The organism is Amnibacterium setariae (assembly GCF_003581425.1).
In the GTDB taxonomy this organism is placed as follows: Bacteria; Actinomycetota; Actinomycetes; order Actinomycetales; family Microbacteriaceae; genus Amnibacterium; species Amnibacterium setariae.
Genome location: NZ_QXTG01000003.1, coordinates 37008 through 53013, shown reverse-complemented (window position 1 = coordinate 53013; position 16006 = coordinate 37008). Strand labels below are relative to the sequence as shown.

16 protein-coding genes and 1 tRNA gene are annotated in these 16006 nt (G+C 73.6%); 4 read left to right on the top strand and 13 right to left on the bottom strand.

What is annotated here, in order from left to right:
- Positions 1-26 precede the first annotated feature (26 nt).
- The gene (locus tag D1781_RS15895; protein ID WP_119483501.1) at positions 27-578 is read left to right on the top strand and encodes a nucleotidyltransferase family protein; all 552 of its coding nucleotides are present in this window, start codon (positions 27-29) and stop codon (positions 576-578) included.
- A gap of 6 nt (positions 579-584) precedes the next feature.
- Here the strand turns inward: D1781_RS15895 and D1781_RS15890 are convergent, their stop codons facing one another.
- From D1781_RS15890 to D1781_RS15870, 5 genes are all read right to left on the bottom strand, one after another.
- Entirely contained in the window at positions 585-1412 is an 828-nt protein-coding gene (locus D1781_RS15890; RefSeq protein WP_158590139.1) for a MurR/RpiR family transcriptional regulator, read from the bottom strand.
- Entirely contained in the window at positions 1409-2638 is a 1230-nt protein-coding gene (locus D1781_RS15885) for an allantoate amidohydrolase (protein WP_119483499.1), read from the bottom strand. Before D1781_RS15885 ends, D1781_RS15890 begins: the two co-directional genes overlap by 4 nt.
- Entirely contained in the window at positions 2635-3858 is a 1224-nt protein-coding gene (locus D1781_RS15880) for a pyridoxal-phosphate-dependent aminotransferase family protein (RefSeq protein ID WP_119483498.1), read from the bottom strand. The genes D1781_RS15885 and D1781_RS15880 overlap by 4 nt, the downstream gene beginning before the upstream one ends.
- Before the next feature lie 157 nt (positions 3859-4015).
- The gene (locus D1781_RS15875) at positions 4016-5554 is read right to left on the bottom strand and encodes an AtzH-like domain-containing protein (protein WP_119483497.1); all 1539 of its coding nucleotides are present in this window, start codon (positions 5552-5554) and stop codon (positions 4016-4018) included.
- Positions 5547-6629 (bottom strand): acetamidase/formamidase family protein, encoded by a 1083-nt coding sequence (locus D1781_RS15870; RefSeq protein ID WP_119483496.1) that lies wholly within the window; start codon positions 6627-6629, stop codon positions 5547-5549. Before D1781_RS15870 ends, D1781_RS15875 begins: the two co-directional genes overlap by 8 nt.
- Before the next feature lie 114 nt (positions 6630-6743).
- On the opposite strand from D1781_RS15870, the gene D1781_RS15865 reads away from it, so the two are divergent.
- Both D1781_RS15865 and D1781_RS15860 read left to right on the top strand, forming a co-directional pair.
- The gene (locus tag D1781_RS15865; protein ID WP_119483495.1) at positions 6744-7439 is read left to right on the top strand and encodes a YoaK family protein; all 696 of its coding nucleotides are present in this window, start codon (positions 6744-6746) and stop codon (positions 7437-7439) included.
- Between the two features lie 60 nt (positions 7440-7499).
- Positions 7500-8492 carry a 1-phosphofructokinase family hexose kinase gene (locus D1781_RS15860; protein WP_119483494.1) on the top strand — a complete coding sequence of 331 codons (993 nt, stop codon included), beginning with the start codon at positions 7500-7502 and terminating at the stop codon, positions 8490-8492.
- A 78-nt stretch (positions 8493-8570) separates the two neighbouring features.
- Here D1781_RS15860 and D1781_RS15855 read toward each other — a convergent pair whose 3' ends face one another.
- Both D1781_RS15855 and D1781_RS15850 read right to left on the bottom strand, forming a co-directional pair.
- On the bottom strand, positions 8571-10049 hold the full coding sequence (locus tag D1781_RS15855) for a sensor histidine kinase (RefSeq protein WP_119483493.1): 1479 nt from the start codon (positions 10047-10049) through the stop codon (positions 8571-8573).
- Positions 10050-10075: 26 nt separating this feature from the next.
- A complete protein-coding gene (locus D1781_RS15850; RefSeq protein ID WP_119483492.1) occupies positions 10076-10831 on the bottom strand; it encodes a response regulator transcription factor in 756 nt (251 codons plus the stop codon).
- A gap of 210 nt (positions 10832-11041) precedes the next feature.
- On the opposite strand from D1781_RS15850, the gene D1781_RS15845 reads away from it, so the two are divergent.
- Complete coding sequence (locus D1781_RS15845; protein WP_233551472.1) at positions 11042-12052, top strand: NADP-dependent oxidoreductase; 1011 nt, start codon at positions 11042-11044, stop codon at positions 12050-12052.
- A 158-nt stretch (positions 12053-12210) separates the two neighbouring features.
- On the opposite strand, the gene rplA is transcribed toward D1781_RS15845, so the two are convergent.
- The 6 genes from rplA to D1781_RS15815 all read right to left on the bottom strand — a co-directional run bounded on the left by rplA (position 12211) and on the right by D1781_RS15815 (position 15964).
- Positions 12211-12903, bottom strand: a complete 693-nt coding sequence (gene rplA / locus D1781_RS15840; RefSeq protein ID WP_119483491.1) for a 50S ribosomal protein L1 — start codon at positions 12901-12903, stop codon at positions 12211-12213.
- A 12-nt stretch (positions 12904-12915) separates the two neighbouring features.
- On the bottom strand, positions 12916-13347 hold the full coding sequence (gene rplK, locus D1781_RS15835; protein ID WP_119483489.1) for a 50S ribosomal protein L11: 432 nt from the start codon (positions 13345-13347) through the stop codon (positions 12916-12918).
- Between the two features lie 234 nt (positions 13348-13581).
- The gene (nusG, locus tag D1781_RS15830; protein ID WP_119483487.1) at positions 13582-14643 is read right to left on the bottom strand and encodes a transcription termination/antitermination protein NusG; all 1062 of its coding nucleotides are present in this window, start codon (positions 14641-14643) and stop codon (positions 13582-13584) included.
- 83 nt (positions 14644-14726) lie between these two features.
- Positions 14727-14999: a preprotein translocase subunit SecE gene (gene secE, locus D1781_RS15825; protein ID WP_119483485.1), complete on the bottom strand. Its 273-nt coding sequence runs from the start codon at positions 14997-14999 to the stop codon at positions 14727-14729.
- A 31-nt stretch (positions 15000-15030) separates the two neighbouring features.
- Positions 15031-15103 (bottom strand) — tRNA-Trp (locus tag D1781_RS15820).
- A 93-nt stretch (positions 15104-15196) separates the two neighbouring features.
- Positions 15197-15964 carry a glucose 1-dehydrogenase gene (locus D1781_RS15815; protein WP_119483732.1) on the bottom strand — a complete coding sequence of 256 codons (768 nt, stop codon included), beginning with the start codon at positions 15962-15964 and terminating at the stop codon, positions 15197-15199.
- Between the last annotated feature and the right edge of the window lie 42 nt (positions 15965-16006).

Here is a 16006-nt window from a genome sequence, read left to right as displayed (position 1 = left end):
GCTTGCGGGCGAACAGGAGGAACGGCATGACGGACGTCGTCGGGCTCGTGCTCGCCGCCGGTGCGGGCGACCGCTTCGGCGGCCCGAAGTCGCTCGCGCGGACGCCCGACGGCGAGCCCTGGGTGGCGCGCGCGGTGCGCGTGCTGCTCGCGGGCGGCTGCGACGCCGCGGTCGTGGTGCTCGGCGCGGGTGCGGACGAGGCCGAGCCGCTCGTGCCTCCGGAGGCGACGGTCGTGCGAGCCGCGCACTGGCGCTCCGGGATGGGCGCCTCCCTCGCCGAGGGCATCGCGGCGCTGCCGGAGGCGGACGCGGCGCTGATCTCGCTCGTCGACCTGCCGGGCATGCCGCCGGCCGTCGTCGAGCGGGTCCTCGAGCGGGGCGTGCAGCGGGAGGCGCTCGTCCGCGCGGCCTACGACGACCGGCCGGGGCATCCGGTGCTGCTCGGCCGGGACCACTGGGACGGGTTCCGGGAGGCGCTGCACGGCGACGAGGGCGGCCGGCGGTACCTCGAGCTGCACGACGTCGCCTGGGTCGAGTGCAGCGACCTCTACGACGGCGAGGACGTCGACCGCCGCTGACCGGCGTCAGGCGCCGAGCTCGCCGAGGTCCGCGTAGGCGGCCCGCACGGCCGCGACCCGCGCCGCTCCGGCGCCGTCGAGCCCGGCGAGCACCCGGCCCGCGAGGGCGCTGACCAGGGCCAGCGGCGCGGCGTAGGAGTCGAACGGCGACGCCGACTCGATCGCGGCGTCGAACCGCCAGTCCGCGGGCGTCGGCCCGAGCGAGGGGTCGGCGAGCAGCAGCGTGCGGGAGGGCGCGGTGTCGAGCGCGCGGAGCACGTCGTCGAACGAGGCCGGCCGCCGCCGCAGCCCGACGACCACGACGACGTCGTCCGCGCCGAGCCCGACGAGCTCCTCCCCCAGCGTCTGCCCGTGCTCCGGGACCAGCCGGACGTCGGGCCGGGCCTGGACGAGCGCCTGCCGCAGCAGCATCGCGACCGGGAAGCCGGACCGGAAGCCGAGGACGACGACCTGCCGGGCGACGGCGACGGCGTGCGCCGCGGCGTCGAGCGCGGCCCGGTCGGTCTCGGCCGCGAGCCGCTGCACGTTCGCGGCGTCCCGCGAGGCCTGCGCGGCGACCGCGTCGTCCGGGTCGTCGACGACGACCGGCAGCCCGGCGCCGCGCTGCGCGCGCAGCAGGTCCCGCGCCTCCTGCGCGCCGGCGAAGCCGAGCCGCTGGAATGTGCGGGAGACGGTGGCCTTCGAGACGCCGGTCCGGCGAGCGAGCTCGGCGGCGTTGTAGAGCGCGGACTCGTCGGGCCGCGCGCGGAGGAAGCCGGCGACGCGCTGCTCCTGCGGCCCGAGCGCCGTCCAGGCCGCGTCGATGCGCTCGACGAGCGTGCCCGGCGCGGTCACGCCGCGTCCCGGCGGGCGACGGCGCGGACCGCCGCCTCGAAGGCGTCCAGCGCGGCCGCCGTGTCCTCGAGGGTCACCGTCTCGTCGGGGTGGTGGCTGACGCCGTCGTTCCCGCAGCGGAGGAAGAGCATCGCGACGCCGGTCACGTCGGCCACGGCCATGCCGTCGTGGCCGGCGCGGCTCCAGATCCGCATCGGGGTCGCGTCGCCGGTCGCGCGGACCCCCTCCTCGACGGCGGCGACGAGCGCCGGGTCGCACGTGGTGGCGTCCGCCCGGTAGAGCTCCTCCGCGCTCCAGGTCGTGCCGCGTCGGGCGCAGACCTCCTGCGCGACCGCCTCGATGCGGGCGAAGGCGGCGTCGCGGGCCGCGTCCGTCTCCGCTCGGAGGTCGAGCGAGAACCGGCAGATCCCGGGCACGACGTTGATGCCGCCGGGGTAGGCGCGGATGCGGCCGACCGTGCCGATCGTGCCGGTCTCGATGGCGACCCGCTCGACCGCGGCGACGATCTCGGCGGCCGCGACGAGCGCGTCGCGGCGCCGGCCGTAGGGGGTCCCGCCGGCGTGGCCGGCGCGGCCGGTGACCTGCAGGGCGAAGCGCCGCGCGCCCGCGATGGCGGGCACGACCGCGAGCGCGCGGTCGGCGTCGAGCAGCTGCGGGCCCTGCTCGATGTGGGTCTCGAGGTAGCCGACGAGCTCCTCGGGGCGGCGTGCGGCCTCCCCGATCCGCGCCGGGTCGAGCCCGAAGCGGGTCATCGCCTCCGCGACCGTGACCCCGCCGCGGTCGGCCGTGGCGAGCCAGGCGTCGTCGACCCGGCCCGCGAAGGCCCGGGAGCCGAACAGCGCGTTCCCGAACCGGGTGCCCTCCTCGTCGGTGAACGCGACCAGCTCGAGCGCGAACGGCAGCGCGCCCGGCTCGATCCGGTGCGCGACCTCGATCGCGAGCAGCACGCCGAGCATCCCGTCGTACCGGCCCGCGTCGGTGACCGTGTCGAGGTGGCTGCCGAGCACCAGCGCGGGGAGGCCGGGCCGCGCGCCCTCCATCCGCCCGCAGAGGTTGCCTGCGGCGTCCTGGTGCACGACGAGCCCGGCCTCGCGCATCCACTCGCCGACGAGGGCGTTCACCGCGCGGTGCTCCTCGGAGAACGGCACGCGTTCGAGCGCCCCGTCGAGCGAGGAGAAGCCGGCGAGCACGTCGCAGCGCTCGAGGGCCCGGGCAGCGCCGGTCATGCGGCCGCCCGGTAGACGTCGAGGGCCGCCTCGGTGCCGCCGCCGGTCGGCACGCCGACGCCGTGGCGCCGCAGCACCGCCTCCAGCGCGGCGAGGGTGACGAGCACGGCGTCGCGCCGGGCGTTGTACCCCATGGTCCCGATCCGCCACACCTTCCCGTGCAGCGGGCCGAAGGAGGTGCCGATCTCGATGCCGTAGTCCGCGAGCAGCTCGGCCCGCACGGCGTCGCCGACGACGCCCTCGGGGATCCGCACGCCCACGACGTTCGTCATGCGGTGCGCGAGGTCGCCGAACGGCTCGAGCCCGAGCCCCTGCACGCCGGCGAGCATCGCGCCGCCGTGCAGCCGGTGGCGGGCGACGGAGGCGTCGAGGCCCTCCTCGAGCAGGATGCGGGCGCACTCGCGGGCGCCGTAGAGCATCGTCGTGGCCTCGGTGTGGTGGTTGAGCCGCTTCGGTCCCCAGTAGTCGAGGATCTGGCCGAGGTCGAAGTAGTTGGAGCGGATCCGGTCCTGGCGCACGGGATCGCCCTCGACCCGGATGCCGGCCTCGATGCTCTTCCGGGACTCGATCACCGCGACGGCCCGCTCGGACAGGGTGATCGGTGCGGAGCCGGAGGGCCCGCCGAGGCACTTCTGCAGCCCCGCGGTCACGGCGTCGAGCCCCCACTCGTCGGTCCGGAAGTCGTTGCCGCCGAGCGACGCGGTCGTGTCGCAGTAGAGCAGCGCACCGTGCTCGCGGCAGATCGCACCGAGGCCCTCGAGCGGCTGCGCGACGGTCGTGGACGTGTCGCCGTGCACGATCGCGACGAGCGCCGGACGCACCTCGCGGACCGCCGCCTCGATCGCGGCCGGGTCGAAGACCTCGCCCCACGGCACGTCGATGGCGTGCACCTCGGCGCCGCAGCGCTCCGCGATCTCGACGAGCAGGTGCCCGAAGCGGCCGAAGCGGGGCACGAGCACCCGGTCGCCCGGCGTGATGAGGGAGACGAGGGCGGCCTCGATACCGGCGCGCGAGGTGCCGTCGACGAGCAGCGTCGCCTCGTTCCGGGTCGCGAACACCTCGCGGTAGAGCGCCTGCGTCTCGGTCATCGTCGCCGTCATGAACGGGTCGTACTGCCCGACGAGCTGTGCGGACATCGCCTGCAGCACGCGCGGGTACATGGAGATGGGGCCGGGCCCCATCAGCAGCCGGGCGGGCGGGTCGATCGGACCGGCGGGCATCCTGCCTCCTTGGAACGGACGTTGCTGAAGCCGATCGTACTGGAACAGGTGTTTCAGGCAGGTGTCGAGGTGGTCTCGACGCGCGCCGGCCGGCCGCGTCCCGCTGATCGAGGTGCGAGCGCGGCGAGCCTCGAGGTCACCCCGCAGGCCCGACCCGTCAGCGCTCGAAGGCGGCCGCGCGGTGGACGAGGGCGTCGTCGCCGTGCCGCGGGCCGACGAGACACACGCCCAGCGGCGCGCCATCGACCTCGAGCAGCGGCATGGAGAGCGCCGGTGCGCCGAGGATCCCCGCGACGCAGGTGAGCCGGAGGGTGCGGGCGCGGACGGCGTCGACGGCGGTCGGATCGGCGGTCGCCTGCGGAGCGGGGGACGCGGCGGACGGCAGCACGAGGATCGCGCCGTCCAGCGCGTCGGCGAACCGCTGCCGGTGCCGCTCGACGGCGGCGCGGGCACGGGCGGCCTCGCCGTCCGTGATCCCGGCCGCGACGCGGAACCGCTCGGCGACCGCGCCGCGGACGGCGTCGGGATGGGCGGTGAGCCACCCGCCGTGCACGCCCCAGGCCTCGTGGGCCTGCACGACGCGGAAGGCCTCCTGCGCCGCCGCGACGTCGCCGAGGTCGACCTCCTCGGCCGACGCGTGCGCCGCGGTCCAGGCGCCGAACGCCTCCTGCACGGCCGGGTCGAGGTCGCCGAGGAGGGCGGGCGCGACGACGAACCGCTCGGGCGCGGGCTCGGCCGGCGCACCGGCGCCCGACACGCGGGAGGCGACGGCGAGCGTCGTGCGATCGCGCGTCAGCCAACCGATCGTGTCGAAGCTCGGTGCGAGCGGGACCAGGCCGTCCCGCGTGACGCGGCCGTGCGTGGTCCGCAGCCCCCACAGCCCCTGGTAGGAGGCGGGCACCCGGATCGAGCCGCCCGTGTCGGTGGCGAGGCCGATGTCCGCCTGACCGAGCGCGACCGCCGACGCCGGTCCGCTGGAGGATCCGCCGGGCAGGGCGCCGGGCACGCGGGCGTTCGGCGGGGTGCCGTGGTGCGGGTTCGCGCCCGCGATCGAGTAGGCGAGCTCGTCGGTCCGCGCGAGCCCGGTCACGTCGGCCCCGGCGTCGAGCAGCACCTGGACCGCCGACGCCGTCGCCGGCTCGGGGCGAGCCGATGCCAGCCAGGCGGGCACGCCCGCGCCGATGCGGTGCCCGGCGAGCGCGAAGAGGTCCTTCACGGCGACGCGCGCGCCGGACAGCGGGCCCTCGTCGCTGCCGGCGACGAGCGGGGTCCCGACCTCGCGCCACACGCGGCCGTCGACCGCGGGCGCCGGCGCCGACACGTGGGCGACGAGCACCTGCCAGCCCCGCTCGCCGCGGCGCCAGACCTGCGTCTGCTGCCCCCGGCCGCCGGTCCGCGGGACCAGCTCGGCGACCACGACGGCGTCGTCCTGCCCGAGGACGCGGACGTGCACGGCGGCGATCCGCCGCTGCGGCGCGCCGCCGCGGCCCCGGCGGAAGGCGGAGATCGCGTCGTGGCCGACGAGGAGGCCCCCCGCGTCGCCGCGCAGCGTCCACGGGCCGTCCGCGAAGAGCGCGTCGAGCCCGGGCACGTCGTCCGCCATGAGAGCGCGCTCGTACCGCCAGAAGGCGTCGAGCAGCCCGGCGGGCGGGTCGGCGTCCGCCCGTACCGGCGCCGTGGCGTCGACGTCAGGCATCGAAGTCGGCGACCCGGATCTTCGCGTGCACGCCCTTGACCAGGTCGACGACCTGCGAGATGTCGAAGTCGGTGGCCGCGGAGAGGTAGGCGAGGGCGTTCGACCGGTCCATGCCGAACCGGGCATGCAGCAGCTCGATCGCCGCGCGGACGCAGTGCTGGACCGCCTCGTCGAGGTCCTCGCTGAGCCCGGTCGGCACGAGGTACTCGGGCGTCTCGACGAGGGGGCCGGTGACGACGCCGTAGGCGTCGAGCGCCTCGGAGCGCGGCACGACGGTGAAGCGGAGCGTCGCCCGCAGCGACGCCTCCATCGCGGTCAGCGCGACCTCGCCGTCGCCCTGCGCGAAGTGCGGGTCCCCGACGTACGCGAGCGCGTCCTCGACCTGCACCGGCAGCAGCAGCGAGGTGCCCGCGACGAGCAGGTTGACGTCGATGTTGCCGCCGTAGGCGCCCGGCGGCACCGAGTGCGGCCGCTCGTCCCCCGCCGCCGCGACGCCCATGATCCCGAGGAACGGTGCGAGCGGGAAGCGGGCGACGGCGTCCGAGCCGGCCGCGCGCGGCAGCAGGCCGACGAGCCCGCCGTCGCGCTCGTCGACCGCCGCGAAGACGCTGACCGACTCCTCCCCCTCCGGGTACTCCCCCGGCAGGGCGCCGCGCCCGTGCCGGTTGGAGACGACGCCGTACGGCACCCGCGGCTCGAGCTCGAGCACCTCGATCCGGAGGAGGTCGCCCGGCTGGGCGCCCCGCACCGCGATCGGGCCCGTCACGACGTGCGGCCCGTCGAGCTCGTCCCGCGCGCACTCCGCCGCGACGCGGATCGCGTCCTCGAGCACGAGCCGCCGCGGCACGCCCTCCCTGGCGAAGAACGCGACCGGATCCTGCCCCTGGTCGGGCAGCAGCCCCTCGTGCGAGAGCGTGTCGACCGTGACGACCTCGCCGGAGGCGATCGACAGCACCGGCTCGTCGGCGCCGCACGGCAGGCGGCCCCAGAGCACGGTCTCCGGGGTGGAGGGCAGGTAGATCCGGGCGTCGGTCCCGGGCTGGACCGCGGTCCACCCCGACAGGTCGAAGCGCATGCCACCTCCGCGGGTCCGGGTCGGCCGATCGTATCGGGCCGCGCGGTCGCGCCGATGGGGTCCCGGGAGCCGCGGACCGCTTGGATGGGGGCGCACCAGGAGGGACCCCACACGATGCTGCGCGACCAGGACAGGCTCCACCTCGCCCTGATGCTGATCCTCACCTTCTCGACGGGCGTCGTCGACGCGATCGGCTACCTCGGGCTCGACAAGGTCTTCACGGCGAACATGACCGGCAACGTGGTGATCCTCGCCATGGGCCTCACGGGGCAGGACGACCTGCCGATCGTCGGCCCGCTCGTGGCGCTCGCGGGATTCGTCGTGGGCGCGGCGGTCGCCGGCCGGCTCCTCCGCGCCATCCCGAAGGGGTGGCACCGCCGCGACACGGTCGTGCTCGCGATCGTCGCTGCGCTGCTGCTCGTGGCGCTGATCCCGACCGCCTTCGCGACCTCGACGCCCGCCGACCCCGCGATCGGGCTGCCGGTGACCGCGCTGCTCGCGGTCGCGATGGGCATGCAGGCGGGCGCGGCCCGGCACATCGCGGTCACGGACGTGACGACGGTCGTGATCACCTCCACGCTCGCGGCCCTCGCGTTCGACTCGCGGCTTGGGCGGCACACGGGCCAGACCTGGTTCCGGCGCCTCGCCGCGGTCGTGCTGCTCGCGCTCGGCGCGCTGTCCGGCGCCGCGCTGCTGCTCATCGCGTTCTGGCTGGGCCTCGCGCTCGCGGCGCTGCTGCTCGTCGTCGTCGCCGTGCTCGGTGCGGTCGGCAGCCGTCGGGCCCCGGTGGCGGCCGCCGCCGGTAAGTAGAGTGCAGCAGACCGCGCGGGCCCGGCCCCGTGCGGCGGAAGCTCCCCAGGAGGGCCATTCGTGAGCGGCGTCGTCACCCTGACCCCGGCACCGGTGCTGGACCGGACCTACCTCGTCGCGTCGATGGCGCCCGGCAAGGTGAACCGGGCCATCGAGGTGCACGAGTACATGAGCGGGAAGGGCCTCAACGTCTCGCGCACGCTGCACGTCGCGCGGCACCCCACCGCGGCGGTCATGCCGATCGGGCGGGACGACGAGCACCTCCTGTTCCGCACCCCGTTCCCGCACATCCTGCGGATCATGCCGATCCAGGGCCGGATCCGCGTGAACACCGCGATCGTCGAGGACGGCGGCCGCACGACCAACGTGAACCAGTCCGCGATCCCGATGTCGACGACCGACTGGAACCGCGTCGTCGACCTCACGGTCGAGCAGATCCAGGACATGGACGCGGACTGGCTCTGCGCCTCCGGCACGCACCCGTTCAACAGCGACACGGACGACTACGTCGACATGACCGGACTGTTCGAGCGCGTTCGGGAGGCCGGCGCCCGCGTCGCGCTCGACACGAGCGGCGTTCCGCTCGACCGCCTCGTCACGAGCGGCCTCGTGAACCTGATCAAGCCGAACGCCGACGAGCTCGCGAACCTCGTCGGGCGCAACCTCGCGACGATCGGCGAGGCGCTGGAGGCGGGGCGAGAGCTCAACCACGGCGGCGTGGAGGTCGCGCTCGTGTCGCTGGGCGCCGACGGCGCGCTGGCCATCACCTCCGACGACGCGGTCTGGGGCGCGGCGGTCGCGCCGCAGCTCGTGAACACGACGGGCGCCGGCGACGCGACCCTCGCCGGCTTCCTCGGCAACTCGATCCGCGAGGACGGCAGCCACGAGCTCGACCTGGAGCGCGCGCTCGCGACGGCGGTGTCCTGGGGCGCGCTCGCGGTCTCCCTCCCGACGACCCTGATCACGGGCCTGGAGGACGCGCCGGTGCCGACGGTCGCGGCGCCGGACCCGGAGCGCGTCCTGCTCGAGGCCACCCACCTCACGAAGAAGTAACCCCTCCGTTTCTTCCTCCAGTCGGGGATCTACCGCCGCAGGCGCCGGATCCCCGGAGGTAGGAAGAGAAGATCGAGATCAAGCGGGCTGGGGCTGCTTCGCCTCGGCGGGCTGCTGCACCGGCAGCTGCACGGTGAAGATCGTCGTGCCCGGCTCGGAGGCGACTGACACGGTGCCGTGGTGCGCCTCCACGACCGCGTTCACGATGGAGAGGCCGAGCCCGGTGCTCCCGGTCGACCGCGCGCGCGAGGAGTCGCCGCGCACGAACCGGCCGAACAGCTGCGGCCGCAGCTTCTCGGGGATGCCGGGGCCGTCGTCCCGCACCCGGGCGAGCACGTGCCCGTCGCGGGGCTCCGCGAGCTCGACGACGACCCGCGTGCCCGCGGGCGTGTGCACGCGGGCGTTCGCGACGAGGTTCGTGAACACCTGCTGCAGCTTGGCGGCGTCGCCGCGCACGATGACGGGCTCGTCGGGGATGTCGAGCTCCCACTCGTGGTCCCGGCCCGCGGCGTTCGCGTCGCTGACCACGTCCACGAGCAGGCGCGACAGGTCCACGTCGGTCGTCGCGAGCTCGCGCTCCGCGTCGAGCCGTGCGAGCAGCAGCAGGTCCTCGACCAGGCTCGTCATGCGCTGCGCCTCGGACTCGATGCGGCCGATGTTGTGCTGCACGTCCTCGGACAGGTCGCCGCCGAACCGCCGGGTGATCTCCGCGTAGCCGCGGATGGAGGCGAGCGGCGTGCGCAGCTCGTGGCTCGCGTCCGCGACGAAGTTGCGGACCTTCTCCTCGCTCGCCTGCCGCACCTCGAGCGCGCTCTGCACGGAGTCGAGCAGGTTGTTCAGCGCCGAGCCGACCTGGCCGACCTCGGTGTGCGGGTTCGTGTCCTCCTCCGGCACGCGCTCGGGCAGCTCGACGTCGCCGCGCTCGAGCGGCAGCGACGCGACGTTCGACGCGACCGCGGCGACCCGCCTTAGGGGCCGGAGCGCGCGGCCGATGATCAGCGCGGCGAGGAGTCCCGCGAGGACGATCGCGAGGATCACCACCGCGGCGACCGGTGCGAGCACGCCGGCGATCTCGGTGTTCAGCAGGCTCGTCGGCTTGCCGACGACGAGTACGCCGTTGGATCCGCCCGGCCCTACGGGCGCCGTGGTGAACCGGTACTCGCGCGGCCCGACGTCGCCGGTGGCGAAGGCGGCGGGCGCGCCGGTACGGAGACGATCGGAACCCGCCGACGACTCCACGTTCTGCAGCTGCCGCTGCGTCAGCTGCACGGCGTCGTTGGTGCCGAACTGCACGCCGGCGGCCGTGGCGTACGTCGGGTAGTAGGCGACGATCGTCCCCGGCTCGACGCCGTACTGGCCGGAGGCGATCTGGCCCGAGCTCGCCAGGGATCGGCTGATCCCCTGCACGCTGTTCGCCAGCTGGTTGTCGAAGTTGGCGACGAACGACTGCTTGATGACGAACGCCATGACGCCGCCGACGAAGACGCTCGTCACGGCGACGAGCAGCACGGTCAGGGCGATGAGCCGGCTTCGCAGCGTCCAGCTCGAGAAGTGCATGTTCGGTCTCCGCTCGCGCGGAGCGGTCACTCCGCGGCTTTCAGCATGTACCCGGCGCCGCGGACCGTGTGGATCATCGGCTTGCGACCGGCGTCGATCTTGCGACGGAGGTAGGAGATGTAGATCTCGACGACGCTCGACTTGCCGCCGAAGTCGTAGTTCCAGACCCGGTCGAGGATCTGCGTCTTCGACAGGACGCGGCGCGGGTTGCGCATCAGGTAGCGGAGCAGCTCGAACTCGGTCGCGGTGAGGTCGATCTGGTCGCCGTCGCGGGAGACCTCGTGGCTGTCCTCGTCGAGCACGAGGTCGCCGACGACGAGGCGCGGGTCCTCCTCCTCGCTCGCGGTGAGCATCGAGCGGCGGATGAGGCCGCGGAGCCGTGCGACGAGCTCCTCCAGGCTGAAGGGCTTGGTGACGTAGTCGTCGCCGCCCGCGGTGAGGCCGTTGATCCGGTCCTCCAGCGAGTCCTTCGCGGTGAGGAACAGCACGGCGGTCTGCTGACCGTCCTGCCGCACGCGGGACAGCACCTGCATGCCGTCGATGTCCGGCAGCATCATGTCGAGCACGATCGCGTCGGGCCGGAACTCGCGGGCGAGCGTGAGCGCATGGCGCCCGTCGGCCGCGGTCTTGACCTCCCAGCCCTCGTACCGGAGGGCCATCTGGAGCAGGTCGGTGAGCGTCGGCTCGTCGTCGACCACGAGCACGCGGATCGGGCTGCCGTCCGGGTGCTTCAAGCGCGGGCGGCTCTGGGGGGAGGCGTCGGAGGCTGCGGGTCGAGTCATGCTCACTCCTCCAGGAGACCGCGGAATCCTATGAAGCGCTTGTGGCTCCGTGATGCGGATCTTGGGAATGCATGATGCTCCGCACGAGGCCGTGATGAGAAGCCCCGGCCCCGCGTTTCCCTGAGCGTGACGCGGCCGTAACAGGGCGGGAACACGCGCTGGATTGGATGGAGCACGCAGCACCAGGCCCAGGAAGGGACCGGAGGCACCATGACGCTCCACGAGGAGATCGCGACGGCGGCCTCGGCGACCGACCGCGAGACGATGCGGGCCGTCGTGCTCGACCACTTCGGCGACACCGGCGGTCTGCGGATCGCGGAGGTGCCGCGCCCCGTCCCGGTCGTCGGCGAGCTGCTCGTCCGGGTGATCGCGGCGGGCCTCAACCCGATCGACGTGAAGACCCGCGCCGGGTCCGGGGAGGCGGCCGGCGTCGCCGGCTTCCCGGCGGTGCTGGGGCACGACTTCAGCGGGGTCGTCGTCTCCTCGCCGTACGAGGCGTTCCGGCTCCAGCCCGGCGACGAGGTCTACGGCCTGAGCGGCGCACCCCGCTCCACGGGCAGCTTCGCCGAGTACCTCAGCGTGCCCGCGCAGCACGTCGCCGAGAAGCCGAAGGTGCTGTCCCACGCGGACGCGGCGGCGCTCCCCCTCGCGGCGCTCGCCGCCTGGGGCGCCGTGGTCGAGCTGGCGAAGGCCCACGAGGGCCAGCGGCTGCTCGTGCACGCCGGCGCCGGAGGCGTGGGGCACCTCGCCGTGCAGCTCGGCGCCTACTTCGGCGCGCACGTCGTCGCGACCGCGTCGGGGCCGAACACCGGCTGGCTGCGCGAGCTCGGAGCGGCGGAGGTCGTGGACCACACGACGGAGCGGTTCGAGGACCTCGTCGCGCCCGTGGACGCGGTGATCGACCTCGTCGGCGACCGCGCGGACCACACCGGACCGCGCTCCCTCGGGGTGCTGCGCCCCGGCGGGCTGCTCGTCAACGTGCCGAGCGGCAGCTGGCCGACGCTCCTCGCCGACGCCGAGGCGGCGGGCGTCCGCGCGACGACGTACCGCACGGTGCCGGACGCGGCGACGCTGTCGGTCATCTCCCGGCTCGTCGACTCCGGCGACCTGCGCGTCGCGGTGCAGGAGGTGTTCCCGCTCGACCGGATCGCGGAGGCGCAGCGCCTCGTCGAGGGCGGCCACGTGCGGGGCAAGGTCGTCGTCCGCATCTGCGACTACTGAGACCCGCGCGCACCTCCCGCCCGGGGACGCGAAGAGCGGCAGGCCCGGAGGGACCTGCCGCTCTCCACGAACGCGATGTGCCGGTCGTCAGCCGCAGCGCGTTCAGCGCTGCGGTACGACACCGGCTTCGATCCGCTCGCGGATCGAAGCCCGTGAACTCAGACGAGCTCGGCGACGTCCAGGGGGATGCCGGGACCGAAGGTCGTCGAGACCGACGCCTTCTGGATGTAGCGGCCCTTGGCGGCGGACGGCTTCAGGCGGACGATCTCGTCGACCGCGGCCTTGAAGTTCTCCGCCAGCGCCTCCTCCGAGAAGCCCGCCTTGCCGACCACGAAGTGGACGTTGGAGTGCTTGTCGGTGCGGAACTCGATCCGGCCGCCCTTGATCTCGGACACGGCGCGGGCCGCGTCCGGGGTGACGGTGCCGGTTCGCGGGTTCGGCATGAGACCGCGCGGGCCGAGGACGCGGCCGAGACGACCGACCTTGCCCATCATGTCCGGCGTCGCGACCGCGGCGTCGAAGTCGGTCCAGCCGCCGGCGACGCGGGCGATCAGCTCGTCGCCGCCGACCTCGTCGGCGCCCGCGGCGACGGCGGCCTCGGCGGCCGGGCCGATCGCGAACACGATGACGCGCTGCGTCTTGCCGGTGCCGTGCGGGAGGGAGACCGTGCCGCGCACGATCTGGTCCGCCTTGCGCACGTCGACGCCCAGCTTGAGGGCGACCTCGACGGTCGAGTCGAACTTGGCCGACCCGGTCTCCTTGGCGAGGTTCAGCGCCTCGTCAGCAGTGTAGAACTTGCCGGCCTCGATCTTCGCGGCCGCGGCGCGATACGCCTTGCTCTTCTGTGCCATGACTTCCGCCTCCTACTGCTCGACCGTGATGCCCATGGACCGCGCGGTGCCGGCGATGATGTTCGCGGCCGCGTCGAGGTCGTTGGCGTTCAGGTCGGGCTGCTTGGTCTGCGCGATCTCGCGGACCTGCTCGCGGGTGAGGCGGCCGACCTTCGCGGTGTGCGGGGTCGACGAGCCCTTGGCGACGCCGGCGGCCTTCTTGATCAGCTCCGCGGCGGGCGGGGTCTTGAGGACGAACGTGAAGGTCCGGTCCTCGTAGACGGTGATCTCGACCGGGATGACGTTGCCGCGCTGCGACTCGGTCGCGGCGTTGTACGCCTTGCAGAACTCCATGATGTTGACGCCGTGCTGACCGAGCGCGGGGCCGATCGGGGGCGCCGGGTTGGCAGCGCCGGCCTTGATCTGGAGCTTGATCAGGCCGGTCACCTTCTTCTGGCGAGCCATGCTTCTTCTCCTTCTTCGAAGACGTGCAGCGGCTGCTGCGCGCCTGCTCCCACCGCCGCGCCGATGCGCGGTGTGGTGCCGTGGACCCGCGATGCGCAGGCCGACGGACGATCTTACGCCGAAACGGGACGAGTCCGAGCGGCCGCCGTCAGCCGGCGGGCACGGTGTGCATGAACACAGTGCCCGCCGGTACGGCACAGGCTTCGATCCGCTTGCGGATCGAAGACCATGAACTCAGAGCTTGGTGACCTGCTCGAAGGACAGCTCGACCGGCGTCTCGCGCTCGAAGAGCGAGACGAGGACCGTGAGCTTGCCGCTCTCCGGCTTGATCTCGGAGATCGTGCCGGGCAGGCCCGCGAACGAGCCCTCCTTGATCGTGATGGTCTCGCCGGTCTCGAAGTCGACCTCGGCCGGGATCGGCTGGCGGGCCGTCGCGCCGCGGGCGCCCTTCGTCGCGCCGGCGCCGGCCTTCACCGGGGCCTCGGCGACCTGCACCGTGCTCTTCAGCATCTCGAACGCCTCGTTGAAGCGCAGCGGCGTCGGGTTGTGCGCGTTGCCGACGAAGCCGGTGACGCCCGGCGTGTGGCGGACGAGCGACCACGACTCCTCGTTCAGGTCCATGCGGACGAGCACGTAGCCGGGGATGCGGACGCGGTTGACCAGCTTGCGCTGGCCGTTCTTGATCTCGACCACGTCCTCCATCGGGACCTGGACCTCGTAGATCGCGTCCTCCTGCGCGAGCGTCGTCTTGCGCTGCTCGATGTTCTGCTTCACGCGCTTCTCGAAGCCGGCGTAGGAGTGGATGACGTACCACTTGCCGAGCTTGCCGCGGAGCTCCTGGCGGAAGGCCTCGTAGGGGTCGACGTCGGCGTCCTCCGCCTCGGCGTCGAGCTGGTCCTCGGCGATGTCGGCGCTGATTGCCTCGGACACGCCCTCGGTCGAACCGGCGGCCGCGGCCTCCTCGAACGCCTCGTCGCTCTCGTCGTCGGTCGCCTCGGCGGCGGCCTCGTAGTCGGCGGGGTCGTGCACCTCGAGCGCCTCGTCGACGGCGCGGTCGGCGGCCGGGTCGGCCGCCTCCTCGATCGCCTCGAGCTCCTCCTCGAAGTCCACGTCGTCCTCGTCGGCGTCCGTGAGCAGGTTCAGCCGCTCGCCGCGCGTCGCCTCGGCGAGCTCCTCCTGCGCGCTGGGCAGGTGCGAGTCGTCGGTGAAGTCGAGCGCGGGGTCGGCCTCCTCGGGCCCGGCGTCCTGCTCGTACTCGGGCTCGAGGTCGAGGTCGTCGCGGGGGTCTCTGGCCACGGTTCGGATTCCTTCTGGATCGATGACGTCTGTCGTGCCCGCGGGGGTGCGCGGGCAGCGGCGTGCGGTGTCGCGGGCGCCGGTCAGCTGGAGCCGGCGAACACCCACACCACGAGCGCGCCGAACGCGATGTCCAGCACGTACACGATCGCCATCATCACGACGACGAAACCGAGCACGACCGCGGTGTAGGTGACGAGCTCGCGCCAGGTGGGGGTGACCACCTTGCGCAGCTCGGCGACGACCTGCCGGAGGAACAGGGCGATCCGGGCGAAGGGACCGCGCCGAGCCTGCCGCTCGAGCTTCGCGACCGCGACGACGTCCTCGCCGGGCTCGTCGAGCACTCTGCGTGCCACCTGCGTCCTCCTCTCGCCGCTGTTCTTCTCGCAGGGCGGACAGGACTCGAACCTGCAACCTGCGGTTTTGGAGACCGCTGCTCTACCAATTGAGCCACCGCCCTAGGGCTGCTCGCAGGGCAGGGACGTGCGAACGCCTGCACCCCACGGGCGCCGCAAGTGTAGCAGCGGCCTCCGGAGGCGCCGCGGGCGCGCCGTCAGAGCCCGACGCTGCCCTGCATGATCCCGCCGTCGACGACCACCGTGGTGGCGGTCATGTACGAGGCGCGGCCCGACGCGAGGAACACCGCGACGTCGGCGATGTCGCTCGCCTCGGCCAGGCGGTGCAGCGGGATCGCGTCCTGCAGCTTCCCGAGCAGGTCCTCGTTCGAGGTGGTCGAGGCGTTGATGGGCGTGTCGACCGCTCCGGGCGCGATGTTCACCATCCGGATGCCGTGCTGCCCGAGCTCGACCCCCGCGGTGCGGGTGAGCATGCGCATGCCGCCCTTGGAGACGCAGTAGGCGATGTTGCCGGGCATCGGCCAGTCCTCGTGCACGGAGGAGATGTTGAGCACGAGACCGCCGTCGCCCTGCTCGATGAACCGCTTGGCGGCCGCCTGCGAGGCGAAGAACGCGCTCTTCATGTTGACCGCCATCACCTTCTCGTAGTCCTCCTCGGTCGTGTCGAGCAGGGACTGCCGGGTCTCGATGCCGGCGTTGTTGACGAGCACGTCCAGGCGCCCGAACGAGTCGACGGCGGTCTGCATCATCCGGTGCAGGTCGTCCGACCTGGAGATGTCGGCCTCGACCCCGACCGCCTTGCCGCCCGCGGCCTCCACCTGCCGGATCAGCTGCTCCGTGGCGTCCTCGTGGGCGACGTAGTCGACGACGACGTTCGCCCCCTCCGCCGCCATCGCGAGCACGATGGCCTTCCCGATGCCGGAGTTGCCCCCGGTGACGACGATCGACTTGCCCTCGAGCAGCACGGTTCCCTCTTCCTCGCGCCGACGACCGGCGCCCTGCGATGG